Origin of the sequence: Oceanisphaera psychrotolerans (assembly GCF_001870485.1) — a bacterium.
Taxonomy (GTDB): Bacteria; Pseudomonadota; Gammaproteobacteria; order Enterobacterales; family Aeromonadaceae; genus Oceanimonas; species Oceanimonas psychrotolerans.
This window is the reverse complement of the sequence record NZ_MDKE01000024.1, coordinates 1-23,037: the sequence shown is the minus strand read 5'-3', so window position 1 is coordinate 23,037 and position 23,037 is coordinate 1. Positions and strand designations below refer to the sequence as shown.

Here is a 23,037-nt window from a genome sequence, read left to right as displayed (position 1 = left end):
AAGCCGATGGCTGGCAAATCTCCCTTGGCGGCGAAGCAAAACTTGCTAGACTGGGCCTTTCCCGCTGATTTTTCGTGATACATGTCTTTTTCATATGATTACCTCGCCCTGGCGGCGGCGGCCTGCTGGGCCGTGGCCAGCCTGCTGTCGGCCAATGCCGCCCGTCACCTGGGCGCCTTCGCTTTTTCCCGCTGGCGCATGTTCTGTGTCAGTGTGATGCTGTGGTCGGTGGCGCTGCTGACCGGCGGCTGGAGCAGCCTGAGCAGTCACAGCCTGAGCATCATGGCCATTTCCGGCCTTATCGGCATCTTTATTGGCGATACCGCCCTTTTTGCCGCCATGAACCGACTGGGTCCTCGCCGGGCCGGGGTGCTGTTTGCCACCCATGCGCTATTTTCCGCGGTGCTGGCCTACCTTGTTTTCGGGGAAGTCATCGCCGGTTGGACTCTGGTCGGTTGCTTTCTGCTGGTGGGAGGCGTGATGACCGCCATCTTCATGGGCAAACGCAGCAATGAAACCCACGCCTGGGAGCAGGATAATGGCAGCCCCTGGCCGGGCATCGCGCTGGGGTTGTTGTCGGCGTTATGTCAGTCGGTGGCGACGCTGATGGTGAAACCGGTGATGATGAGCGAGATAGACCCGATAGATCCGGTGTCGGCCTCGGCGGTGCGTATGAGTACCGCCTTTCTGGCCCATATCGCACTGCTATGGTGTGGGCTTGCGGTCGCCAGACCCCTGCGCCGGATCAACTGGCCGGTGTTCGGCATGGTGGCACTGAATGCCTTTCTGGCGATGGGGGTGGGCATGACCCTGATCCTGCTGGCCCTGCGCCATGGTCAGGTGGGCATGGTGGCCATGCTGAGTTCGGTGAGTCCGGTGCTGGTGCTGCCGTTATTGTGGCTGATCATGAAGCGCCGCCCGGCCAATGGAGCCTGGCTGGGGGCGCTGGCGACGGTGATAGGCACCCTGCTGATCGTCGGGCGTCATTGAATCGTCAGGCTCAATGAATTACAGCGACAAGCCTTCCTTTTCGAGCACCCGACACACCGCAGGATCGGCTTTCATGTCCTGAAAATGGCGGGCAATATGAGGGTAGCTACCGAGCCCATCGGGCAATACCCGTGTGGCCCAGAAGGTAAACACGAAGGCGCAGGCATCCACGATGCTGAGATGATCATCCATATACCAGGTATGGCTGGACAGATGACGATCCATCCGCTGCAGCAGAGGCTCGACCTGCACCAGTGCCGAGGCCCGGATGGCATCCAGCGCCGCAGCACCGGTATCCGTGGTGTACTTGCCAGGAACAAAATAGGGAACCAGAGCCCGATATACATCGGTGTTGAAAAAGCTCAGCCAGTAATCGCACTGATATTGCAGCACCGGGTCGGAGCCCGGTCCCAGGTGCTCGCCTTCGGGCAAGCGCGACAAATAACGCAAGATGGCGCTGGTCTGGTACAACGCGCCCATGTCTTCGGTAAACAACACCGGCACCGCGGCCAGGTAGTTAATCTTGAGAAACTCGGGATCCCGGGTATTCGCCAATTCCAGCTCATAGGGTATGTCCAGCCAGGACAACACGATATGAGGGGCGAGTGAACAAGCTCCAGGCCTGTAATATAACTTCATTCAATAACCTCCTTGGTGGTCATCAGACCGCTCTATTTGCATGAACTCATGAGATGATGCCGGCCCGACCTTCCGGCTTCACTCTCGATTCATTATCAGCAGGAAACCGAAAATGCGCGATATTCCTGCCCGGACTTTGCCACCCGGATGGTAATAAAGTTGAAACAGGCCTCAGTCTTCCACCGCCAACAGCATTTTTTTAAGCAGCGCGGCAAACTGTTGCTGCTCCTCGGTCGTCAGGGCGCCAGCCAGCTCGGCTTCGGCGGCAAGATGATGTTTGACCGCCTCTTCCACCACGTTGAAGCCCTGTTCGGTCAGCGTCACTATCACTCCCCGCCGGTCGTGATCCGCCTGCGCCCGGCTGACCAGGCCCCGGCTTTCCAGTCGATTGATACGGTTGGTCAGGGCGCCGGAAGAAATCAGCACCATGGACTGCAACTGGTTGGGAGACAACTGGAAAGAAGGTGGATGGCGGCGCAAGGCCGCCAACACATCGAATTCGCCCACATTCAGCTCGTAACGGGCCAGATCCTGCAGCACCCGGCGAGTAATGAAGTATTCGAGACGAACGACGCGGCCGATGACCTCGGTACTCTCGAACGCCAAATCGGGACGCACACGCTGCCACAAGGTGGCGATGCGGTCGATTTGGTCCATCACCTGGTCGCCGGTGGAAGCAGTATTCTGCATGTGGTTATCATTCATTGTTATCTGATGCTCCGTTATGCTCGCAGCAATTTTCATATCAAGAGAATATTGATAATACCATAAAGGATCCCGTTGCGGCGCCGGCGCCCTGCTTTCCCGCTCGAGCCACAGACGGCGGTTTCTGCCCGACACGGTGAAAGCAGATCGTTTAATGACCGCCACACTTGGGGTATACTCCGCGGGTTTAACGAAATTCGATGGATACAAATAAGCCAACTGGGAGAATAAAAAGGTGAGCCTGTTAAGAAACCTGTTGCTTGCCGGTGTTGCCGCTGCCTCTTTGAGTGGCATGGCCTACGCCGCCAATGATATGTCGCCTGAAGCCATTGCCGAGCGTACCAAGCCGGTAGGCAGCGTCTACACCGCCGCCGATCTGGAAGGCATTGTCGACTCCGCCGCCGCCGGTAACAGCGACGAACCCGCAGCGCCGCGCAGCGGTGAAGCCGTGTTCACCGCCGCCTGCTCGGCCTGTCACGCCACCGGCGCGGCCGGTGCGCCCATCAAGGGTGATGCCGCCGCCTGGGAACCCCGTGTCGCCAAGGGCCGTGATACCTTGCTGAGCCACGCATTGAACGGCTTCAACGCCATGCCCCCTCGTGGTGCCTGTGGCAACTGTTCGGATGAAGAGATTGCCAACGCCGTTGATTACATGCTCGACGCCATCTGAATAAAACGGCAGCCCTGAGCCGTTTTTGATAAAAAGCCGCAGAAATGCGGCTTTTTTGTTTTTATCGGTGAGGAGTAAAGCGTGAGGGCAAGGGGAAAACACCTCACTATTTCTTGCCGAACATGGCTCTCAGGTTGGCGATGCTGGCCTGGCCTTTTTCCATGCGTTCACCTTCGCTCGGTGGCTTGCGGTTGTGCTCCCAGTCCAGATCCTGCTGCGGCAGCTCCAACAGGAAACGGCTGGGCTCGGGCCGGATCTGTTCGCCAAACTGACGCCGCTCCCGGCACAGGGTAAAGGTCAACGCCTGCTGGGCCCGGGTAATACCCACATAGGCCAGCCGGCGTTCTTCCTCGATGTTGTCTTCATCGATGCTGCTCTGATGCGGCAACAACCCCTCTTCCATGCCCACCATGAACACATAGGGAAACTCCAGGCCCTTGGAAGAGTGCAGCGTCATCAGCTGCACCTGCTCGCCGTCGTCCTCGTCTTCGCCCCGCTCCATCATGTCGCGCAGGGTCAGTCGGGTCACCACCTGGGGCAGGGTCATGGCATCGTCCAGCTCCGAGCCTTCCAGCATCTGGCTCACCCACTTGAACAGGGTGGACACGTTCTGCATGCGCATCTCGGCGGCTCGGGGGCTGGGCGAGCTCTCGTAGAGCCACTCTTCGTAGTTGATGTCCTTGATCATGTCGCGCACCGCCTCGACCACGTTGCCGCGGGCCGCCTCGTCGCCCCGGCGCACCAGCCAGTCGCTGAAGGCACGAACCGCCACCAGACCACGACCGCTCAGGGTCTGCTCCAGTCCCAGTTCGAAGCTGGCGGCAAACAGGCTCTTGCCTCTGTTGTTGGCGTAGGTGCCCAGCTTTTCCAGGCTGGTGGGGCCGATTTCCCGCCGCGGGGTATTCACCACCCGCAGGAAGGCGTTGTCGTCATCCGGGTTCACCAGCAGCCGCAGGTAGGCCATGATGTCCTTGATCTCGGCGCGAGAGAAAAACGAGGTGCCGCCGCTGATCTTGTAGGGGATGCGGTTGGTCATCAGCGTCTTTTCCAGCATGCGCGACTGATGATTGCCCCGGTAGAGGATGGCGTATTCGCCGAACTTGCTGCCGTTCATGAACTTGTGGCCCATGATCTCGGCAACCACCCGCTCGGCCTCGTGCTCCTCGTTCTTGGCAAACAGCACCCGTACCGGCGCCTCGTAGGCCATCTCCGAAAACAGCTGCTTCTCGAACACATGGGGGTTATTGGCAATGAGAATGTTGGCACATTGCAAGATCTGCCCCCGGGAACGGTAGTTCTGCTCCAGCTTGATCACCTTGAGGCCGGGGTAGTCTTCCTTCAGTAGCACCAGATTCTGGGGCCGGGCGCCCCGCCAGGAATAGATGGACTGATCGTCGTCACCCACCACGGTAAAACGGGCCCGCTCGCCGGCAATCAGCTTGACCAGTTCATACTGGCTGGTATTGGTGTCCTGGTATTCGTCCACCAGCAGATAGCGGATCTTGTTCTGCCAGAAGCTCCGCACCTCGCTGTTGGTCTTGAGCAGCAGGGTCGGCATCAGGATCAGATCGTCGAAATCCAGCGCATTGTAGGCCTTCATCTGCCGCTGATAACGCTCGTAGCACTGGGCGAAGAGTACGGTTTCGGGATCGCTGGCCAGTCGGGCCGCTCGCGCCGGCAGCACCAGATCGTTTTTCCAGTTGGAAATGGTGCCGATCAAACGGGCGATCTTTTCCTTGTCGCCTTCCAGCTCCTGCTCGGTCAGATCCTTGATCAGCGCCAGCTGATCCTGATCGTCGAACAGCGAAAAACCGGCCTTCAGGCCCAGGGTCTTGTGCTCGCGGCGGATGATATCCAGCCCCAGGGTATGGAAGGTAGACACCATCAGCCCCCGCGCCTCGCCCTTACCCAGGGTCTGGGCCACCCGCTCCTTCATCTCCCGCGCCGCCTTGTTGGTAAAGGTAACGGCGGCGATATGCCGTGCCTTGTAGTCGCACTGGCGCACCAGATAGGCGATTTTATTGGTAATCACCCGGGTCTTGCCGCTGCCGGCACCGGCCAGCACCAGGCAGGGTCCGGCTATGTAGCGCACGGCGTCGTCTTGGGCTGGATTGAGTTTCATGGCGTTTCCGACAGCTGAACAGGGGCGCTTATTCTACCGGCTGCGACTCTGGGGGTGAAGGGCCGAGCGCCGAAAGGTGTCTTGTCATCGACCCGGCTTTGGCTCATGATCCCGGTCAGCGCTCATTCACCAGACAGGCACATGGCACCGGACATCCTCACCCTCAGACGCGACTTCCCCACCCTGGCACAAATCGTCAACGGTCATCCGCTGGTGTATCTGGATAACGCCGCCACCACCCAGAAACCCCAGGCGGTGCTGGATGCCCTCAATCACTATTATCGTGATACCAACGCCAATGTGCATCGCGCCTCCCACGCCCTGAGCGGCCAGGCGACCCGGGCCTTCGAGCAGGCCCGCATCAAGTTGCAGCGCTTTATCAATGCCCCCGCCCCCGAGCAGCTTATCTGGACCCGTGGCACCACCGAGGCGATCAACCTGGTGGCCTACAGCTTCGGCATGCACCGGCTCAAGGCCGGTGATGAAATCCTGATCTCCACCCTGGAGCATCACGCCAATATCGTGCCCTGGCAGCAGGTAGCGGCGACCACCGGCGCCGTTATCCGGGTGATCCCGCTGATGTCCACCGGCGATCTGGACATGAAAGCCGCCGCGCAACTGATCAACAGCCGCACCCGTTTGCTGGCCATCGGTCAGGTCTCCAATGCCCTCGGTGTGGTCAATCCGGTGAAGCAGCTGATCGCCATGGCCAGGAGTGTAGGCGCCGTGACCCTGGTAGACGGCGCCCAGGCCATGGGTCATCTGTCGGTGGATGTACAGGAGCTGGACTGTGACTTTTACGCCTTTTCCGGCCACAAGATGTATGGCCCCACCGGTATCGGCGGCCTCTATGGTAGAAGAGAACTGCTCGAACAGATGCCACCCTGGCAGACCGGCGGCGAAATGGTCAGTCACGTCAGCTTCGAGCAGACCCGCTTCAACCGACTGCCGTTCAAGTTTGAAGCCGGCACCCCCAACATCGCCGGCGCCATCGCCCTGGGTGCCGCCGTCGATTACCTGTCTGGTCTCAATCGCACCCTTCTGGCCCAACATGAACACCGCCTGCTGGACGCCCTGGTCACCGGTCTGGAGGCCATGCCCGGTGTACGCATCATCGGCCGGCCCGATGAACGAGTCGGGGCCGTTTCCTTCGTGATGGACGAGGTGCACCCCCAGGATCTGGCGACCCTGCTGGATATGCAGGGCATAGCACTGCGTACCGGCCACCACTGTGCCATGCCGCTGATGCAGGCTCTGGGGCTGGAACAGGGCACCATTCGCGCCTCGGTGGCCTTTTATAACACCCAAGAAGAAATCGCGGCCCTGCTGGCCGGCATTCACAAAGCCCGGGAGTTTTTCTGATGCATCCGTTCGGCGACACCATTACCGACACCGACATTCGCGCCCTGTTTAATGCGGCCCACGGCTGGGAAGCCCGCTACAAGGAGTTGATCAGACTGGCCAAACAGCTGCCGGCCCTCCCCCCGGAACACAGGATCGAAGCCAACGCCATCCATGGCTGCGAAAGCCAGGCCTGGCTGCTGAGCGAACAGGATGAAAAGGGCGTCTGGCAGTTTCATTGCGACTCGGATGCCCGCATCGTCAAGGGACTGATGGCGGTGGTGCTGGCCGCGCTCAGCAACAAAACGGCCGCCGACATCGCCACCTTTGATATGGAGGCCTACTTCGAGGAATTGCAGTTGCTGAACCACCTGAGCCCGTCCCGGGGTAACGGCCTGTGGGCGGTGGTGGAAGCGATTAAACACCGCTGTCAGCGGTAACAATCAACATATCATGGTGGGCCTAACCGTCGAGGGTGCTCCTTCAACCAGCCCAACGCTCTCTCGATGAGGCCACGCTTTTGGTAGTTGCTGCGTTTACTCTTGTGCGTCGCCCTGTCGAACCACGAGAATGATTATTAAGATATGAGCTTTGCTTTTCGGGCAACATACATGGCGCCCATTGCCGATAGGTCGTCAACGTTTTCACATTGAATGACGTCATTGCCGGGAAAGTTTCTGGCAAGCAGAGAGGCGGTGGCATCACATAGAATCCCTTTACCGCCAATATAGACCGGCGTCTCAGGCGTAAAATGCAGATGAGGGGTAGCCGTGATCGCCTTGATATCGGAATGCAGGATAATGCCCAACAGGAAGCTCGCCAGTTGGTGGTGTTGCTTGCCACCGAACTGTTCATTCAGGCGAACCGAAAACAACGCCTTGCCAAAGCCATAACGCTCTGCCTCATCATAACCCGCCACCAGGGACGCCTGGCACAGAGTGTCGGTATAACGATTTTCCAGCGAGCTGGTCAGAATGGTATGACCGGTAATAATGGCATTCAACTCCCCCGCCAGAGTGGTGCAGCATCCCAGAATAGACTGATTGGCGTCCATGGCCACAAACTTAGAATGTGAGCCCGGTAGGGCTATGATAGCGTTGTGCCGGATATGGTAGGCGTCGGCAATCGCCAGTGCCTCCACTTCTTCACCACGCATAATATCCAGCCCCTCAATGGAAGCCAGGTTGTCGGTATCGACGTTTTTCACACCCGGAATAAAGTGGATTGGTTGTGAAGATATCTCAGGAATGACGGCTGAATGAATGTTGTTGGCGAAATCGTCCAGTGACACCGGGGCGATCAAGTGGGGGACTTCAAGCAACCCCAGGTTGGAGGTAATCATGCCAGCGGCAACGATGGCATCGATATCCTCTTCATTTAACTTCTGGCGCAGCTTTATTTCACTCACCGCCTCGGCAATGGTGTTAAGCAGCAGCTGGTTATGACCGTCAATGCTCGTATTCCTTACACCGACACTGGCCTTGACCAAATCAACACGCCGCTTTCCATCAAACAAGGCAACCCGGGTGTTGGTGGTCCCGGTATCAATTGTAATGATCATCGACACATTCTCATGAAAAAGAGCCTGGCAAGGCAGGCTCAATGCAGTTTGTTAAATACGGCCGAATTTGGCCAGTAGCTCTTCCACGGTGGCGCCATTCAAGATTTCAGCGCGAGTGGCCTCTTCCTTGGCGGCCTGTTCTCTGGCGAGCGGATACACTTCGGCCAGCAGGTCGTAAGGCACCACTGTCACCCCCAGCTCGTCAGCAACAACGAGATCGCCCGGATTAACGATCTGTCCACCACAGGTGACAGGCACGTTTATTTCAATTGGCTTTGTGCGCCCGGTATAGGCCGAGTGTGCTGCACGCGGCGAGACAGAACGGGCGGCGACCGGGAAATCCAGCAGTTTGGCTTCGTCAGTATCACGTACTGATCCGTCAACAACCGCGCCCACCACGCCGGCCGCACGAGCCAAACCAGACATCAAGCCTCCCCAGATGGAGGTATTCGGGGTGCCATTGGCATCAATCACCACGACATCACCCGGCTTGGCAATATCAAAGATCGGCAAACAGTCAACGATATCGCCCGGTTTGAGTTTGACGGTCAGTGCCGTACCGATAAATGGCTTGTTGGCTGACTTGAACTTGATCTCGTGGTCCATGACGCCGTCGCGGTTCAGGGCATCGCTGAAAACCGCACTCACACTCAGTGTGTCTTTCATCTCAACACAGTTGGCAATCAACTCCGGGTCCAGATCGTCACGACGTGGGTTAATGATCTTCTTTTCGTATTCCATGATTAGCTCCTTAGTGAGTCTATGGCCTGCTTGAAGCGGCAGGCATTTCGATAAATCGCGTCGAAGTCATTGGCCTCGACCAGCTTGTTGTTAACCAGGTTTGAGCCGATCCCGAATCCCATCGCGCCCACCTCAGAGAAGTCCGCCAGATTGTTTTCATCCACACCGCCGACGGCGATGAATTTCAGATCGGATAATGGAGCGGACACCGCTTTCAGATAGCCGGGGCCGAACACGCCGCCCGGAAACAGCTTGATAAAGTCGGCACCGGCGTGATGAGCCACCAACGCCTCTGTGGGTGTCAGGACCCCAGGCAATGACACCATCTCCGCTTTACGGGTGGCGGCAATGACTTCCGGGTTGCAGTCGGGCGACACAATGAACTGTGCACCCAGCGCCTTGACTTGCTCTACCTGGCCGACGCTGGTCACGGTTCCCGCCCCGAAGACCAATCTGTCGCTGAATTCATCACGCAAAATTTTCAGTGCGGCCAGCGTGTCGCCATCGCCGTTTTCACGATCGAAGGTCACTTCTACCAGACGGATCCCGCCGTTATAGAGTGCCTCCATCGTCGGCCGAATATGTACGGGGGCAATCCCGCGCACAATCGCAAACACCTTATGGGTTTCGATTGCCTCGATAACCTGTGCTCTACTCATGATTCTGCTCCGACAGCGGGGTTTTTACGCACTTGACCGGATTCAACGGCTCACCGCCCAACAGCACCGCTTTGGCATTTTCTGCCGCAATGCGTCGACACTCCTGAAAGGCTTCTTCCGAGACGTACGCGACATGGGGGGTGACAATACAGTTATCCAGGCTGAATATCGGATTGTCATCCGGATGCCAGTGGTCCAGTTTTGCGGGCTCTTCTTCCGGATCATCCAGTCCTGCCGCCGCAATCCAGCCTTCGGTCAATGCCACGTACAGCGCCTTGTTATCCACTACCTTGCCGCGGGCACCGTTAACCAGAACCGCATTAGGTTTCATTTGACGCAGACGATCTTCGTTGATCAGGCGGTCGGTTTCCGGGGTATGCGGACACATGACATTCACCACATCGGCGGTGTTGAGCAGGGTGTCCAGGTCCACTTTCTGAACCCCAAACGTGTTCATGTATGAATCGGAGACATAAGGATCACAAGCGATCACCTTAAAGCCCAGTGCGCTGACTTTACGGGCGATATTCTGAGCGATACGGCCAAAGCCGATCAGTGCCCAGGTTGATGAGCGGAAGCGCTTGGGCAGGAGACCATCCATATTCCAGTGCCAGTTTCCCTCATGGGTAAACTTGTTGTAGGCCGGAATGCGACGCAACAGGGTAAGGCCCAGAGTCATTGAGTGCTCGGCCACTTCATCGATGCAGTAGTCCGGAACGTTAGACACTTTGATGCCATGGTCATAGCAGCTTCGACATCCAGAATGTCCACGCCAATCCCGTAGCGGCAGATAATCTTGCAGTTTTCAAGCTGCTCAATGGTACTGCGTGGGATCTTTGCGTACTGCTGCAAAATTGCATCGGCATCTTTTGCCAGCTCCGCCAGGCCAATACCCGTTTTGCATGTAAGACCGATAACCTCAGCCCCGATCGGCTCTAGCACGCTGCGTTCTATATCCAGATTCGGGTAGTCATAATCGGATACGTAGACCTTGAATTTTGTGGCTGTTTTCATGGGCTCTTCTCTTTTTCACTCGGCCAACTGAAATATGATATCTAACATATCAGTAAAAAATGAACGAGGAAGCCCCGGATGAAAAAAGTGTGATCAATCACAAATTTATTACAATCAGTAACAATAACGTGACATAAGTCACTTTATTTTGCCCACTCAACTGATTAACTTTACTGGTATGTCAGATATCAGGTGTCAGGTGGTGTGGTATGAAAGCAATGATAAGATGGCTGGATAGAAATCTGGAGGCGATGCTCGGTGGTACTCTGCTGGCCGGGATTGTCTTTCTCATTACCACGCAAGTGGTGATGCGCTATGTATTTGGAAATGCCTTGTCATGGTCGGAAGAGCTGACCCTTTGGTCGTTTATCTGGTTTATCTGGCTGGGAATTTCCTACGCATTTAAAGAGCGCAAGCATGTAAAGGTCACGTTCTTTCCGGATCTCCTGCCGAAAAAGTTTGGTAATGGCCTTGAAGTAGTGATTGACGTGATGATCGTTATTTTCCTTCTGATGATGACCTATCAGTCATATAAACTGATTAGTCTGCCTTATGTGCTCACCCAGCAGTCGGTTGTATTGAACATGCCCATTCCTGTGCTTTACGCGTCGGCGCCCATCGGATCGCTGCTGTCGGTGTTCCGTATCGTGCAGCATCATGTCAAGAAATTCAGCGGTCATCCAACCCCAGTGGAGGCATAAAAATGTCCGGAATTGTTTTATTTGCAGTATTAGGTCTGCTGCTGGTGCTCGGCATGCCGATCGCCATGAGTCTCGGGATGAGCTCACTTTTTGTGATGAGCTATGTTGACGGTGCACCACCGATCAGCCTGATGGCACGTTCGATCGTTACCGGTGCCGACTCTTTCCCGTTGATAGCCGTGCCCCTTTTTATCCTGGCCGGCGATTTAATGCAGGTGGGAGGCCTTTCAAAAAGGATCATCAACTTCGCCTCATCACTGGTTGGCCACATTCGAGCTTCGCTCTGTTACGTCAACGTGCTCGCCTCCATGTTCTTTGCCGCAATATCCGGCTCAGCCCCGGCAACCGTGGCTGCCATTGGCTCGAATATCATTCCATCAATGAACCAGCAGGGTTACCGCAAGGAGTTCTCATCGGCACTGACCGCGTCTGCCGGCATGATCGGGGTCATGATTCCGCCGAGTATTCCCTTCATCATCTACGGGGTGTCGGCCGAAGTATCGATAGGAAAGCTGTTTCTGGCCGGGATTGTTCCGGGTATCCTGTTCGGGCTTGTTTTCATGTTCATGAGCCGGGTTGTGGTACGCAACCAACCGGTCATGGATATGGAGATAACACCCTTTTCATGGAAAAATGTAGCAAAAGAGTTTAAATCCTCTATCTGGGCACTGATTGTGCCAGGTATCATCCTCGGTGGCATTTACGGTGGTATATTCACACCGACAGAAGCCGGCGCGGTAGCGGTGGTCTATGCCATTTTCTGTGGTGTCTTTATCTACAAGGAGATCACGCTTTCCGACTTGCCAAAAGTGTTTGCCCGTTCAACCCTGACCTCGGCCACCATTCTGGTTCTGGTGGTATTCGCCGCCGCTTTCGGTCGTTTGATTACCTTTGAACAAATTCCAGCCGAAGTCGCAAACACGCTGATCAGCCTTTCCGATAACCCGATAGTTATTTTGCTACTCATCAACCTCTTGCTGTTATTTGTCGGTATGTTCATGGAAACCATCTCGGCGATTATCATCCTGACTCCCATCCTGTTGCCGGTAGTAATAAAAATTGGTGTCGACCCGATTCTGTTTGGTGTCATCCTGACGGTGAACCTCGCCATTGGCTTCTGTACTCCACCACTGGGTGTGAACATTTTTGTGGCTAGCCAGATATCAAATATTTCGATAGAGAAAATATCACGAGCACTGATACCATTCTTGTATGCCATGCTGGTATTGCTGCTGGTCATCACCTTTGTTCCTGGGATTTCTCTAACCCTTACAAACTTTGCCAACTAATCATATTATTTTACTCTGTGTTGTGAACCGGCTCGGTCATCCGAGCCGGTTCACAACCGAAATTAATAACAGCTCACCCCGCCATTATTTTTATACAACTGCGCCATTCAATTCATCGATATTATTTATCTGACAAGTGTCCAGGTCTGCAGAGTTCTATATATAAAGTAAAATGGTGTATTCATTGATTTTCATGCATTGATCACAATTCCACCCAGTGGAACTTTATATTTAAAAAATAACTGATATGTTAGATATCACAACTTGCAGGCAACAAGGTTATTACACCGAGTTTACCTTGATGACTTACCAAAATGATTACGCTTATATTTAATTTTACTATTTAACAAGTGAAACGAGGTCTTTCATTATGAAGCTAAACAAAACCCTGATTGCTGCTGCTCTTGGTATCACCAGTGTGTTGGCATCCACATTTTCTCTGGCGGCGGAAACCATACGTATTGGTCACGGCACCAATGAAAGCTTCCACTTGCATCGTGCCTTGTTAAAGTTCAAGGATATTGTCGAGCAGGAGTCGGACGGACGTTATGAAGTACAAATTTTCCCACAGGCCCAGATGGGGCCGGATCGGGAAATGGTCGAGGCGACTCAATCTGGTATGCTGCAAATTGCGGTTCCTCCATCATCCATTCTTTCCAACTGGGATCAAGCATTCGATGTTATCGAGCTCCCATTCATTTATCCAAGCAAAGAAGCGGCATTTAATGTAGTCAATAGCCCGCTGGGAGATAAACTGCTTGAGCGCCTTAACCGGCTGAACCTGGAAGGACTCGGCTTCATGGAAAGCGGCGTCCGCTATATCACGAACAATAAACGCCCCATCACCAGCGCTGAAGATTTGAAAGGTATTAAACTGCGTACCATGAAAGTACCTTCTCACCTGGATACGTTTAATGCCCTGAATGCGTCGGCAACCCCGATGAATTTTGGTGAAGTCTATTCTGCCCTCCAGCAGAAGGTGATCGATGGTCAGGAGAATCCAGTTTCCATCATCCACTCACAGCGCCTGTTTGAGGTACAGAAATACATGTCCATGACCAATCATGTTGTGACTTTCTATCTGCCGGTTATGAACTATGAATTTTGGTCAATGATGTCACCGGAAGACCAGAAAATGATAAAAGGTGCTGTCCAGCAGGCGTTTGATTACCAACAGGAAATTATCGCCGATGAAGAGGGCAAGCAAATTGCGGATATGCAGGCTGCGGGGATGGAAATCAATGAGTTAACACCCGCGGCAATGAAGGAAATCGTCGAGCTGACCCGGCCGGTTCGTGAAAAGTATCGCAGTAAAATTGGTGAAGAGCTTTATGACGAGTGGTCTGCAAGCGCCAATGCCTCAAATTAATCATGCCAGCCCCCTCCCTCGAGGGGGCTGCAACATGACGATTGATCAGGTAAAATAACGACTGGTATAAAACAAAATGACGGTAACAACCTTGAAAAGTATTACCCGCCCCAAAAGTCTGACCGAAAACGTTGCAGAAAACCTGCGTCTGTCCATTGTAAGTGGCGAACTGTCCCTGGGTCAGCCCCTTTCTGAAGCCTCATTGTCCGAAACCTTTGGGGTGAGTAAAACGCCTGTGCGTGAGGCGCTGTTTATCCTCAAACAGGAAGGCCTGATTGATATCATCCCGCAAAAAGGAAGCTTTGTTTTCCAGCCTGATGAGCAATCCATTCTTGAGCTGTGTAACTTTCGCAGCTACCTTGAGCCGGTCGCCATTGAAGAAGCCATGCGCAATAATCCACAGGCATTTCTGGAAAGCCTCGAAATTTGCATTGTTAAAATGGAACATAAATTCAGAAATAAAGATTTTAAGGCTTTCCTGCTGTTGGATGGCGAGTTTCATGAAACCTTCTTCAAGTATTGCAATAACTCTTTCCTGAAAAAAAGCTACCATCTGGTCCAGTATCATATCGGCGCCATCCGTAGTCACCTCACCAGCACAGATACCGCATTTGAAGAAATTCTCAACGATCATCGCTTTATTTATCAAAAGCTTAGCAATGGCGAGCTGGAAGAAGCCAAATCACACCTGAGGTCACATGTCCTTGAGATAAAGTCACTAATCAATGCATGTGTGCTGAAGTAAAATCCTCGAATTGACATCAGCGGCGCCTCTTTGCCGTTGTCATGCTCTACCGCTCCCGGACGAGTCTGAACACGCGGTCACTCAGGCTGCCAGAGCGCTGAATAACGACCTAACTACGCGGCGGCCACCTCGCTGAACCAGCGCAAGCAACCGGTAACGAATAGACAGACTTAACGCTCAGGCTATTTTGCCGTCAGCTTCGCCAACACCCTACTGACCATAAAGAAACCGAAGGTAGCGGTAATATGGGTGATGGCGCCGAAGCCGGAGGCGCAGTCCATCTTCATGGTGCCGTCCGATTCCTTCTTGGTGCTGCAGATGCCACCGGCGCCGTCCGGATAGCGCGGCTGTTCGGTGGAGAAGACGCAGTCCACGCCGAACTTGCGCTTGGGATTCTTGCTGAAGTTGTGAAATCGACGCAGATCGCCGCGTACCTTGGCGGCCAGCGGATCCTGAATGGTCTTGCTGAGATCGGCGATCCGGATCTGGGTGGGATCAAGCTGGCCACCGGCGCCACCGGCGGTGATCACCGGGATCTTGTTGCGCTTGCAATAGGCGATCAGCGCCACCTTGGCCTTGACCGAATCGATGGCATCCACCACATAGTCGAACTCCGCCAGCAGGTGCTCGGCCAGATTGTCCGGACTGATGAAGTCGTCCACCACCCTCACCCGACAGTCGGGGTTGATCAAGGCGATCCGCTCGGCCATGGCCACGGTTTTTTCCTGGCCAATCTGGTTGTTGAGCGCGTGGATCTGACGGTTGGTGTTGGTGATGCAGATGTCATCCATGTCGATCAGGGTGATGGCGCCGATACCGGAGCGAGCCAGGGCTTCCGCCGCCCAGGATCCTACCCCACCGATGCCGATCACACACACATGGGTCTTTGCAAACCGGGCCAGGGCATCGGCCCCGTACAGCCGGGCAATACCACCAAAACGCTCATCAAAACTCATCGACCCCTCCCCCTGATTAAGCGCGCATTATAACCGAAGAACCTGCCCGATAGCCCCGAGTTCGGCGAGATTTATTCGCTCCCAGCCGGTCGTCGAACCTCCCCCTGGCAAGGAACGCCGCACGATCCAAATGTAAACAAAATGAAAATAAAGTGAAATTATTCTAATTTTTTTCATTGAAAAAAGCATAACTGGTGCTATTTTCACCTATGTGGATAAGAATGGCGCGGCTATCAGCTGTATATCCACTATCTGTACAACTACACGGAGGTTAAGCTGGTGAATGATACAGTGATCAGTAAGGTCGGCAGTTATCCACCCAGGACGACAATGGGTCCGAGCGGTGGCATTACCACCCGGCTGTTTGGTGAATATGACAGGACCCTGTTCTGGCCGGTTCTGGCGATATATACGTCCCTGATGATTTACGCATTTTTATTCCCCGACGCGATGGGCAATACCTTGTCTTCCATCAGGGATTTCTTGATCTTCAACTTTGGGTGGAGTGTTTTACTCGGTGTAGGCGCGACCCTGATTTTTTGCCTGTACCTCTTTATCAGCCCCTACGGCGATCTGAAACTGGGGGCGGATGATACGGTACCGGATTTCTCGTTCGGTTCCTGGGTGGCGATGATGTTCAGCTGCGGCCTGGGTATCGGCTTTGTTTTCTTCAGTGTCGCCGAACCACTGACCCACCTTTACGAGTCACCCCACGTCATCGATATGGGGCAGGCCGGCCAGGCCGGTGGGGTCGCCAAGGCCGTGCAGATTACCCTGCTCGACTGGGGCATGCATGGCTGGGCACTCTTTGCCGTGGCCGCCTGGGCCATCGCCTTTCCCGCCTATCGATACGGTCAGCCCCTCACGGTAGCAACCGGCCTGTACGGTATTCTCGGAGATCGCTGCAACACCAGTATCTGGGGGCGCCTGGCCAACGGTCTGGGCATTATCGGCACCATAGGTGGTAACGCCACCATGATAGGGCTTGGTGTCGCCTCCATCAGCTATGGGCTGAATACCCTGTTCGGGCTTGATCTCGGCCCGGTAGGACAGGCGCTGGTGATGATAGTGGTCATCATCGCCTATGTGATCTCTGCCGCAACCGGTGTTGAGCGTGGCATCAAGTTGCTCAGCCAGGCGAACATGATCATGGCCGGTATAATTCTGCTTGCCATCCTCTTCTTCGGGCATGCACCCGCACAGTACCTGTTGAACCTGGCTACCCAGCAGGTTGGCGACTACTTCGGACAGGTCTTCTCGTTGCAGTTCTGGTCCGATGCCGGCAGCTTCGAACAGCGAGAATGGCTGGGCTGGTGGGTCGTGTTCTACTGGCTGTGGTACATCTCCTACATTCCCTTCTGCGGCGGTTTCATTGCACGCATTTCCAAGGGCCGCACCCTGCGGGAGTTCATTCTCGGCGTCATCCTGGTGCCCATGGTGCTGACCATCGGCTGGTTCAGTATCTGGGGAGGATCGGCCGGCTATATCGAAGTGAATGATATTGCCCCGCTGTGGGAGAGCGTTCAGGAGAAACCCGAGTCCGGTATCTACCTGCTGCTGGGAAGCATGCCCGGCGGCTGGTGGCTCAGCCTGATGGTGCTGTTCAATATCGTGGTGTTCGCGGTGACTACCTCCGACTCCGCCTCCTTCTTTGCCGCCATGCAGGTATCCAATGGCAACGAAAACCCCAAAGTCTCCATGCGTCTGCTGTGGGGGGTCATCATCGGCTTTACCGGCATCATGTTTCAGATATTTGGCGGTTTCTCGGCAATAAAGAGTCTCGCCATTGTCGTCGGCGCGCCTTTCTTCTTCGTGGGTATCGCCTACATGTACTCCGTCTACCGGATGCTCACACTGACAAAGCCGAAAGCAACATGAGCGTGCTCTTTCCGGTTTCGAGGTGAAAGGCAAGTGGTCTGTTTGCCTGCCATCAACTGGCTGCGCGAGCGGACCACAGGAACTGAACAAAGAGGTTCAAATGCTTTAGAGGAGGTGTGAATGGACTCTTTAACGAGATAGTTATGTGAATCTTCAGTTTCGAACGATGCCACCTTTTTCATGGCAATTTGGTTTCCATATCAGCATAGAGCGAACTAAACGATGTCTACATCTCAGCCTTATTATCCTCATTATGATCCGCTGCGTGACTCGTCACCGGGCACCGCGATGGACTATCCACCGAGTTACTGGCGATTTCACGCGGGAGAGCCACCGCAAGATGACGGTCCGGTCAATGGCGACATGGACGCCGATGTGGTGCTGATTGGCGGGGGATTTACCGGACTGGCTACCGCCATGTTCCTGGCCCGTGAGTACGGCATCAAGGCGGTAGTACTGGAAGCCAACCAGATTGGCTGGGGTTGTTCGGGCCGTAATGGCGGCCAGGGCCACCTCGCCTGGGGCCGCCTGAGTCGCAGTCAGTGGGTCAGGAAGTGGGGAGCCGATGTGGCCCGCCGCCTGCATGCCAACAGCCTGGAAGGCTTCGAGGTGTTTCAGTCGATGACCGAGGATCCGGAAATCGATTGCGAACCCCAAAACCTGGGCAACCTGCTTATCGCTCACAGCAAGCAGGCACTGGATGGGTTGAGAAAGGAATCACAGCTGTGTAACGAGGTACTGGGCTACAAGACAAGGGTGATCGATCGCGACACCGTGCTGAATCAGTATGTTGGCGATCAGGAATGTCATGGTGCCATGCTCGAGCCCGTCGGTATTGCCGTGCAGCCACTGAAACTGGCCTATGCTACGCCCGGGTGGCGCGCCGGCTGGGCGCGAAAATCCATACCGGAAGCCCGGTCCAGAACTGGACGACAGATGGCAAGATCCACTACCTGCAAACACCGGGCGGGACGGTAAGGGCTCGTGCCGTGGGCATTGCCACGGCGGGATATACCAGCCCGAACCTGAACAAGCTGACCGCCTACCGCAATATGCCGATTATGGCCAATTCGGTATGGACCCGCACCCTGACGGACGATGAAATCGAGGCCTGCGGTTTCCGCTCCACCATCTTCATGACGGATACCCGCAAGCTTCGTTACTACTACCGTTTTCTGCCCGAGAAACGGTTGCAGATCGGCAGCCGCAGCGCCATCAGTGGCGCCGACGCGCAAAACCCCAGGCATTTGCAGATAGTGCAGGAAGCGATTGCCCGCAAGTTCCCGGCGCTGGCAGGCATCGAAACCCCCTTCTTCTCCCACGGCTGGATGGACATCTCTCACGACATGATGCCACGTATTGTGCAGCCCGATCCCAAGCAAAGCGTGTTCTATGCGCAGGGATACAGTGGTAACGGCGTGTCCTTCTCTGCCTATGCATCAAAGCAAATGGCGACCCTGATTGCCGGTGAGAAGATCAAGGAGGCGGATCTGCCCATCTTCAGCTCCCCTCTGCCCAGTCATCCGTTGCGGCCCCTGCGTCGGCTCGGTCAACGGGCGCTCTATAAATATTTTCAGGTACTGGACACTGTACGTTAAACCAGGCGCATGCAAACAGAGGGCAGTACCCGGTACTGCCCACACAAAAACCGTCAACTCAATGGAGTAGAAAAATGACCAATCAGGATATGTACGATCTCTTTCACGCCTTTAACCGCCATGATATCGAGGCGGTCATGGAGTACTTTGCCGACGATATCGTATTCGATACCGTCGCAGGCAATGAAGCCTATGGCACCCGCATCAAAGGCCGGCAGGCGGTCAGGGAACGCTTCGAAGACACCTGGGGCACCATGCCCGATGTGCAGTGGATCAACGGCAATCATTATTTTGCGGATGATCGAGTCATCTCCGAATCCACCTTCGTGGCGACTCAGCCCGACGGCAAGCGTATCGAAGCCGACGGCGTCGACATCTTCACCTTCCGTGATGGCAAGATCATCGGCAAACAGGCATTTCGCAAACAACGGCCTCCTTTCGAACCGGCTTGATCCACGCCCTCATATGTATGAGCCGGCTTGCCGGCAGGCCATGGGCGACCAAGATTCGCCGCCCATGGCCCTTGCTCCCCGCTCCAGAGAGGCGCAAGGCTGGCGCCTCGATTTTCACCAAAAATACGTTTCTGGCGTATTAGTGAAAAGTCTTGTTTTTTCTTCAAAAAATCACCTGCACATCTGTTAGGCTTTACTGCATAACGATCTCAAGGGGTATACATGAGACCATGTCAGTATCAAAAGACACTAACCGCCCGGCCGCAGAACATGATGACTTGCGAATAGGTCAGCAAATTCGCGATTTACGCAAATCCAGGAAAATGACGCTGTCGACACTGGCGGCGAAGGTCAACAAGTCGGTCGGATACTTGAGCCAGGTGGAACGGGGGGTGTCGTCTCTGCCCATAGGGGTGTTGCAAACGATTGGCGATGCCCTGGGAGTCCGTGCCAGCTGGTTTTTTCAGCCCGGCGATGACCTGCCCAGCCAGGAACGCGAGTATATCGTGCGCGCCGACCGGCGGCGATCCATGGCATTTTCCGGAATCGGTGCTCGCGAGGAACTGCTTTCGCCACGCCTTAGTGGCCAATTGATACTGATCATGACCCGACTCGCCCCCGGGGGAAGCGGAGGCGAAGTTCCCCGGCAACGCAAGGGGGAAGAAGCCGGCTATGTGGAAGCGGGTCAACTGGAACTCACCATCGGCGAGCAGACATTCTTGCTCGAAGCCGGCGACAGTTTCTCGATTACGGGAGAAGAGCCCCACCTGATACATAACCCCGGCGACACCGAAACACGTGTGGTGTGGGTCATGGCAGGCGTGGATTACTGAGCCTCTGCTGTCCGCAGGCGCCAGCCGATAACAGTGGCGCCAATGGCGACGAAAACAAAAAGGGAGGCTTGCGCCTCCCTTGTCTTTTCAGCTCTGTTTATTGTTATCTATCAACCGCCAACGGCGATGTTCTTCATGTCGGTCATGTAAGAACGCAGAGTCTTGCCGATGGTCTCAACCGGGTGGTTGCGAATGGCTTCGTTCACGTCGATCAGGCGACGGTTGTCAACGGAGTTGGACTCGACCTTGATGGTCTTGCCAATCACGTCGGTGCCCACTTTCGGCATGAACTGCTCGCGCAGCAGCGGTACGGCGGCGTGAGCGAACAGGTAGTTACCGTACTCGGCGGTATCGGAGATAACCACGTTCATTTCGTACAGACGCTTACGGGCAACGGTGTTGGCGATCAGCGGCAGTTCGTGCAGAGACTCGTAGTAGGCAGACTCGTCGATGATGCCGGAAGCGGTCATGGCTTCGAAGGCCAGCTCGACACCGGCTTTCACCATGGCCACCAGCAGGATGCCGTTGTCGAAGTATTCCTGCTCGTCGATCACTTCATCGGAAGCCGGGTACTGCTCGAAGCTGGTTTCGGCAGTTTCTTCGCGCCAGGTCAGCAGGTCTTTGTCGTCATTGGCCCAGTCGGCCATCATGCCGGCAGAGAAGTTGCCCTGGATGATGTCATCCATGTGCTTGTTGAACAGCGGACGCATCAGCTCTTTCAGCTCTTCGGCCAGGTCGAAGGCCTTGATCTTGGCCGGGTTGGACAGACGATCCATCATGTTGGTGATGCCGCCCTGCTTCAGGGCTTCGGTGATGGTTTCCCAACCGAACTGGATCAGCTTGCCGGCATAACCGGCGTCGATGCCGTCGGCGACCATCTTCTCGTGGCACACGATGGCGCCAGCCTGCAGCATGCCGCACAGAATGGTCTGCTCGCCCATCAGGTCGGATTTCACTTCGGCCACGAAGGAGGATTCCAGTACGCCGGCACGGTCGCCGCCGGTAGCGGACGCCCAGGCCTTGGCGATGGCCAGACCTTCACCCTTGGGATCGTTCTCGGGGTGTACGGCGATCAGGGTCGGTACGCCGAAACCACGCTTGTATTCTTCGCGTACTTCGGTGCCGGGGCACTTGGGCGCTACCATCACGACGGTGATGTCGTTACGGATCTGCATGCCTTCTTCAACGATGTTGAAACCGTGGGAGTAACCCAGGGCGGCACCGTCTTTCATCAGCGGCATAACGGCGTTAACGGCAGAGGTGTGCTGCTTGTCCGGAGTCAGGTTCATGACCAGATCGGCGGTAGGAATCAGCTCTTCATAGGTACCCACCTTGAAGCCGTTCTCGGTAGCCTGCTGGAAAGACTTGCGTTTTTCGGCAATGGCTTCGGCACGCAGGGCATAGGCCACGTCCAGGCCGGAATCGCGCATGTTCAGACCCTGGTTCAGACCCTGGGCGCCACAGCCGACGATAACGACCTTCTTGCCTTTCAGGTAGTTACAACCATCGGCAAATTCGGCGCGATGCATGAAGCGGCATTTGCCGAGCTGTTCGAGCTGCTGACGCAGATTCAGGGTGTTGAAATAGTTAGCCATGACCTTTTGCTCCAATTAATCCGTTTAATTTGAATGCTTGCACCGCTTTCCCGGTGACGACCCAGACACTATACCCCAAGCGTATCATTGCTTAAAATGATATATTCGAAATAGAGTATTTCATTTTTTGCAACGACAACCTGTGGGGCCCCATGGATTTCCGTCACCTCGAACTGTTCGTCCATCTGAGCCAGAGCCTGCACTTCGGCCACACCGCCGATGCCATGGCGGTGAGTCCTTCCACCCTCAGCCGGGCCATACAACGACTGGAACAGGATACCGGCTGTGAATTGCTGGTAAGAGACAACCGCAGCGTCACCCTGACCCCGGCCGGCGCCAGGCTGCAGCAGTTTGCCCAGGGCTGGCTGGCCGACTGGCAAAACCTGAAGCAGGAGCTGAAGCACGGCGACGACAACCTGCAGGGGCGGCTGCGGGTATTCTGCTCGGTCACCGCCAGCTACTTTCTGCTGCCCGGTATATTGGAACGTTTTCGCAGCCGCTACCCCCGACTGGAAATCCGGCTGGAAACCGGCGACCCGGCACTGGCCATCGACAAGATACTGGACGACGAATCCGAGCTGGCCATCGCCGCCCGCCCCGACGCCCTGCCGGCCAAGGTACATTTCATCAACCTGCAGACGGTGCCCATGGTGTTTATCGCGCCCACCTCGCCGGGACCGATCAGCGAACTGCTGGAGCAGCGGCCGCTGGACTGGCGGCGGCTGCCGGTGATCGTGTCGGAACAGGGCGTGGCCCGCAAGCGGGCCAACCAGTGGTTCAAGGCCAGGGGCATCAACCCCAATATCTACGCGGAAGTGGCCGGCAACGAGGCCATTATCGGCATGGTGGCGCTGGGCTTCGGTATCGGCGTGGTACCCAGGGTGGTGATCGATCACAGCCCCATGGGTGACAAGGTGCGGGTGCTGTCACACAGCCCGGCACTGAAATCCATCGAGGTGGGGGTGTGTCTGCTGAAGAAACGGCTGGACGATCCGCTGATCCGCGCCTTCCAGCAGACGGCGCTGGAGCCTTTGTAATACTGACCTGTGATACCAATTCCATAACTATCGAATGACCTCAGACTAGAGGCAACACAGCCGCCTCCCTCGACACGCCATGAACCCTATATGGACACCTCGCTTTTCGCAAGTGAGGTTTCCGTGTTTTTGGCTATCAGGA

20 protein-coding genes and 2 pseudogenes are annotated in these 23,037 nt (G+C 55.4%); 13 read left to right on the top strand and 9 right to left on the bottom strand.

The features are described from left to right. The first annotated feature begins 81 nt into the window (after window positions 1–81). The gene (locus BFR47_RS10110; RefSeq protein ID WP_071472956.1) at window positions 82–990 is read left to right on the top strand and encodes a DMT family transporter; all 909 of its coding nucleotides are present in this window, start codon (window positions 82–84) and stop codon (window positions 988–990) included. 18 nt (window positions 991–1,008) lie between these two features. Here the strand turns inward: BFR47_RS10110 and BFR47_RS10105 are convergent, their stop codons facing one another. After that, window positions 1,009–1,629, bottom strand: coding sequence for a glutathione S-transferase family protein (locus tag BFR47_RS10105; RefSeq protein WP_071472955.1), 621 nt, complete (start codon window positions 1,627–1,629; stop codon window positions 1,009–1,011). Window positions 1,630–1,800: 171 nt separating this feature from the next. Continuing rightward, window positions 1,801–2,319: a MarR family winged helix-turn-helix transcriptional regulator gene (locus BFR47_RS10100; RefSeq protein ID WP_245748877.1), complete on the bottom strand. Its 519-nt coding sequence runs from the start codon at window positions 2,317–2,319 to the stop codon at window positions 1,801–1,803. Between the two features lie 307 nt (window positions 2,320–2,626). Here BFR47_RS10100 and BFR47_RS10095 point away from each other — a divergent pair, with 307 nt between their 5' ends. Beyond that, the gene (locus BFR47_RS10095; RefSeq protein ID WP_425434004.1) at window positions 2,627–3,004 is read left to right on the top strand and encodes a c-type cytochrome; all 378 of its coding nucleotides are present in this window, start codon (window positions 2,627–2,629) and stop codon (window positions 3,002–3,004) included. A gap of 106 nt (window positions 3,005–3,110) precedes the next feature. On the opposite strand, the gene rep is transcribed toward BFR47_RS10095, so the two are convergent. Beyond that, window positions 3,111–5,126: a DNA helicase Rep gene (rep, locus tag BFR47_RS10090; protein WP_071472953.1), complete on the bottom strand. Its 2,016-nt coding sequence runs from the start codon at window positions 5,124–5,126 to the stop codon at window positions 3,111–3,113. 141 nt (window positions 5,127–5,267) lie between these two features. Here rep and BFR47_RS10085 point away from each other — a divergent pair, with 141 nt between their 5' ends. After that, window positions 5,268–6,488, top strand: a complete 1,221-nt coding sequence (locus BFR47_RS10085; protein ID WP_071472952.1) for an aminotransferase class V-fold PLP-dependent enzyme — start codon at window positions 5,268–5,270, stop codon at window positions 6,486–6,488. Beyond that, window positions 6,488–6,907 carry a cysteine desulfurase sulfur acceptor subunit CsdE gene (gene csdE, locus BFR47_RS10080; RefSeq protein ID WP_071472951.1) on the top strand — a complete coding sequence of 140 codons (420 nt, stop codon included), beginning with the start codon at window positions 6,488–6,490 and terminating at the stop codon, window positions 6,905–6,907. Before BFR47_RS10085 ends, csdE begins: the two co-directional genes overlap by 1 nt. Before the next feature lie 137 nt (window positions 6,908–7,044). Here the strand turns inward: csdE and BFR47_RS10075 are convergent, their stop codons facing one another. The 4 genes and pseudogenes from BFR47_RS10075 to BFR47_RS10060 form a co-directional block, all read right to left on the bottom strand. Continuing rightward, entirely contained in the window at window positions 7,045–8,028 is a 984-nt protein-coding gene (locus BFR47_RS10075; protein ID WP_071472950.1) for a 2-dehydro-3-deoxygalactonokinase, read from the bottom strand. 51 nt (window positions 8,029–8,079) lie between these two features. Next, window positions 8,080–8,769, bottom strand: coding sequence for an RraA family protein (locus BFR47_RS10070; RefSeq protein ID WP_071472949.1), 690 nt, complete (start codon window positions 8,767–8,769; stop codon window positions 8,080–8,082). 2 nt (window positions 8,770–8,771) lie between these two features. Continuing rightward, window positions 8,772–9,428: a bifunctional 4-hydroxy-2-oxoglutarate aldolase/2-dehydro-3-deoxy-phosphogluconate aldolase gene (locus BFR47_RS10065; protein WP_071472948.1), complete on the bottom strand. Its 657-nt coding sequence runs from the start codon at window positions 9,426–9,428 to the stop codon at window positions 8,772–8,774. After that, a pseudogene (locus BFR47_RS10060) lies at window positions 9,421–10,442 on the bottom strand (C-terminal binding protein). Before BFR47_RS10060 ends, BFR47_RS10065 begins: the two are co-directional and overlap by 8 nt. Window positions 10,443–10,651: 209 nt before the next feature. Here BFR47_RS10060 and BFR47_RS10055 point away from each other — a divergent pair. The 4 genes from BFR47_RS10055 to BFR47_RS10040 all read left to right on the top strand — a co-directional run bounded on the left by BFR47_RS10055 (window position 10,652) and on the right by BFR47_RS10040 (window position 14,546). Next, complete coding sequence (locus BFR47_RS10055; protein ID WP_071472947.1) at window positions 10,652–11,143, top strand: TRAP transporter small permease; 492 nt, start codon at window positions 10,652–10,654, stop codon at window positions 11,141–11,143. A 2-nt stretch (window positions 11,144–11,145) separates the two neighbouring features. Beyond that, window positions 11,146–12,432 carry a TRAP transporter large permease gene (locus tag BFR47_RS10050; protein ID WP_071472946.1) on the top strand — a complete coding sequence of 429 codons (1,287 nt, stop codon included), beginning with the start codon at window positions 11,146–11,148 and terminating at the stop codon, window positions 12,430–12,432. Between the two features lie 370 nt (window positions 12,433–12,802). Continuing rightward, the gene (locus BFR47_RS10045) at window positions 12,803–13,801 is read left to right on the top strand and encodes a TRAP transporter substrate-binding protein (protein WP_071472945.1); all 999 of its coding nucleotides are present in this window, start codon (window positions 12,803–12,805) and stop codon (window positions 13,799–13,801) included. Window positions 13,802–13,877: 76 nt separating this feature from the next. Next, window positions 13,878–14,546: a GntR family transcriptional regulator gene (locus BFR47_RS10040; protein ID WP_083399088.1), complete on the top strand. Its 669-nt coding sequence runs from the start codon at window positions 13,878–13,880 to the stop codon at window positions 14,544–14,546. 182 nt (window positions 14,547–14,728) lie between these two features. Here BFR47_RS10040 and tcdA read toward each other — a convergent pair whose 3' ends face one another. After that, on the bottom strand, window positions 14,729–15,502 hold the full coding sequence (gene tcdA / locus BFR47_RS10035; protein WP_071472943.1) for a tRNA cyclic N6-threonylcarbamoyladenosine(37) synthase TcdA: 774 nt from the start codon (window positions 15,500–15,502) through the stop codon (window positions 14,729–14,731). A 330-nt stretch (window positions 15,503–15,832) separates the two neighbouring features. Between tcdA and BFR47_RS10030 the strand changes: the two genes are divergently transcribed. The 4 genes and pseudogenes from BFR47_RS10030 to BFR47_RS10015 all read left to right on the top strand — a co-directional run bounded on the left by BFR47_RS10030 (window position 15,833) and on the right by BFR47_RS10015 (window position 20,263). Further along, the gene (locus tag BFR47_RS10030; protein WP_071472942.1) at window positions 15,833–17,380 is read left to right on the top strand and encodes a BCCT family transporter; all 1,548 of its coding nucleotides are present in this window, start codon (window positions 15,833–15,835) and stop codon (window positions 17,378–17,380) included. Window positions 17,381–17,602: 222 nt separating this feature from the next. Beyond that, window positions 17,603–18,978, top strand: a pseudogene (locus BFR47_RS19440) (NAD(P)/FAD-dependent oxidoreductase). Between the two features lie 74 nt (window positions 18,979–19,052). Continuing rightward, a complete protein-coding gene (locus BFR47_RS10020) occupies window positions 19,053–19,430 on the top strand; it encodes a nuclear transport factor 2 family protein (RefSeq protein WP_071472941.1) in 378 nt (125 codons plus the stop codon). Window positions 19,431–19,660: 230 nt separating this feature from the next. Next, the gene (locus tag BFR47_RS10015; protein WP_071472940.1) at window positions 19,661–20,263 is read left to right on the top strand and encodes a helix-turn-helix domain-containing protein; all 603 of its coding nucleotides are present in this window, start codon (window positions 19,661–19,663) and stop codon (window positions 20,261–20,263) included. 110 nt (window positions 20,264–20,373) lie between these two features. Here the strand turns inward: BFR47_RS10015 and ilvC are convergent, their stop codons facing one another. Next, on the bottom strand, window positions 20,374–21,858 hold the full coding sequence (ilvC, locus tag BFR47_RS10010; RefSeq protein WP_071472939.1) for a ketol-acid reductoisomerase: 1,485 nt from the start codon (window positions 21,856–21,858) through the stop codon (window positions 20,374–20,376). A 152-nt stretch (window positions 21,859–22,010) separates the two neighbouring features. Between ilvC and ilvY the strand changes: the two genes are divergently transcribed. Beyond that, on the top strand, window positions 22,011–22,895 hold the full coding sequence (gene ilvY / locus BFR47_RS10005; protein ID WP_071472938.1) for an HTH-type transcriptional activator IlvY: 885 nt from the start codon (window positions 22,011–22,013) through the stop codon (window positions 22,893–22,895). The last annotated feature ends 142 nt before the right edge of the window (window positions 22,896–23,037 follow it).

Bases quoted from the DNA above. Each gene is read 5' to 3' on its own strand.
- BFR47_RS10110 (WP_071472956.1), top strand. From the start codon at position 82: ATGTCTTTTTCATATGATTACCTCGCCCTGGCGGCGGCGGCCTGCTGG.
- BFR47_RS10105 (WP_071472955.1), bottom strand. From the start codon at position 1,629: ATGAAGTTATATTACAGGCCTGGAGCTTGTTCACTCGCCCCTCATATC.
- BFR47_RS10100 (WP_245748877.1), bottom strand. From the start codon at position 2,319: ATGCAGAATACTGCTTCCACCGGCGACCAGGTGATGGACCAAATCGAC.
- BFR47_RS10095 (WP_425434004.1), top strand. From the start codon at position 2,627: ATGGCCTACGCCGCCAATGATATGTCGCCTGAAGCCATTGCCGAGCGT.
- rep (WP_071472953.1), bottom strand. From the start codon at position 5,126: ATGAAACTCAATCCAGCCCAAGACGACGCCGTGCGCTACATAGCCGGA.
- BFR47_RS10085 (WP_071472952.1), top strand. From the start codon at position 5,268: ATGGCACCGGACATCCTCACCCTCAGACGCGACTTCCCCACCCTGGCA.
- csdE (WP_071472951.1), top strand. From the start codon at position 6,488: ATGCATCCGTTCGGCGACACCATTACCGACACCGACATTCGCGCCCTG.
- BFR47_RS10075 (WP_071472950.1), bottom strand. From the start codon at position 8,028: ATGATCATTACAATTGATACCGGGACCACCAACACCCGGGTTGCCTTG.
- BFR47_RS10070 (WP_071472949.1), bottom strand. From the start codon at position 8,769: ATGGAATACGAAAAGAAGATCATTAACCCACGTCGTGACGATCTGGAC.
- BFR47_RS10065 (WP_071472948.1), bottom strand. From the start codon at position 9,428: ATGAGTAGAGCACAGGTTATCGAGGCAATCGAAACCCATAAGGTGTTT.
- BFR47_RS10055 (WP_071472947.1), top strand. From the start codon at position 10,652: ATGAAAGCAATGATAAGATGGCTGGATAGAAATCTGGAGGCGATGCTC.
- BFR47_RS10050 (WP_071472946.1), top strand. From the start codon at position 11,146: ATGTCCGGAATTGTTTTATTTGCAGTATTAGGTCTGCTGCTGGTGCTC.
- BFR47_RS10045 (WP_071472945.1), top strand. From the start codon at position 12,803: ATGAAGCTAAACAAAACCCTGATTGCTGCTGCTCTTGGTATCACCAGT.
- BFR47_RS10040 (WP_083399088.1), top strand. From the start codon at position 13,878: ATGACGGTAACAACCTTGAAAAGTATTACCCGCCCCAAAAGTCTGACC.
- tcdA (WP_071472943.1), bottom strand. From the start codon at position 15,502: ATGAGTTTTGATGAGCGTTTTGGTGGTATTGCCCGGCTGTACGGGGCC.
- BFR47_RS10030 (WP_071472942.1), top strand. From the start codon at position 15,833: ATGGGTCCGAGCGGTGGCATTACCACCCGGCTGTTTGGTGAATATGAC.
- BFR47_RS10020 (WP_071472941.1), top strand. From the start codon at position 19,053: ATGACCAATCAGGATATGTACGATCTCTTTCACGCCTTTAACCGCCAT.
- BFR47_RS10015 (WP_071472940.1), top strand. From the start codon at position 19,661: ATGTCAGTATCAAAAGACACTAACCGCCCGGCCGCAGAACATGATGAC.
- ilvC (WP_071472939.1), bottom strand. From the start codon at position 21,858: ATGGCTAACTATTTCAACACCCTGAATCTGCGTCAGCAGCTCGAACAG.
- ilvY (WP_071472938.1), top strand. From the start codon at position 22,011: ATGGATTTCCGTCACCTCGAACTGTTCGTCCATCTGAGCCAGAGCCTG.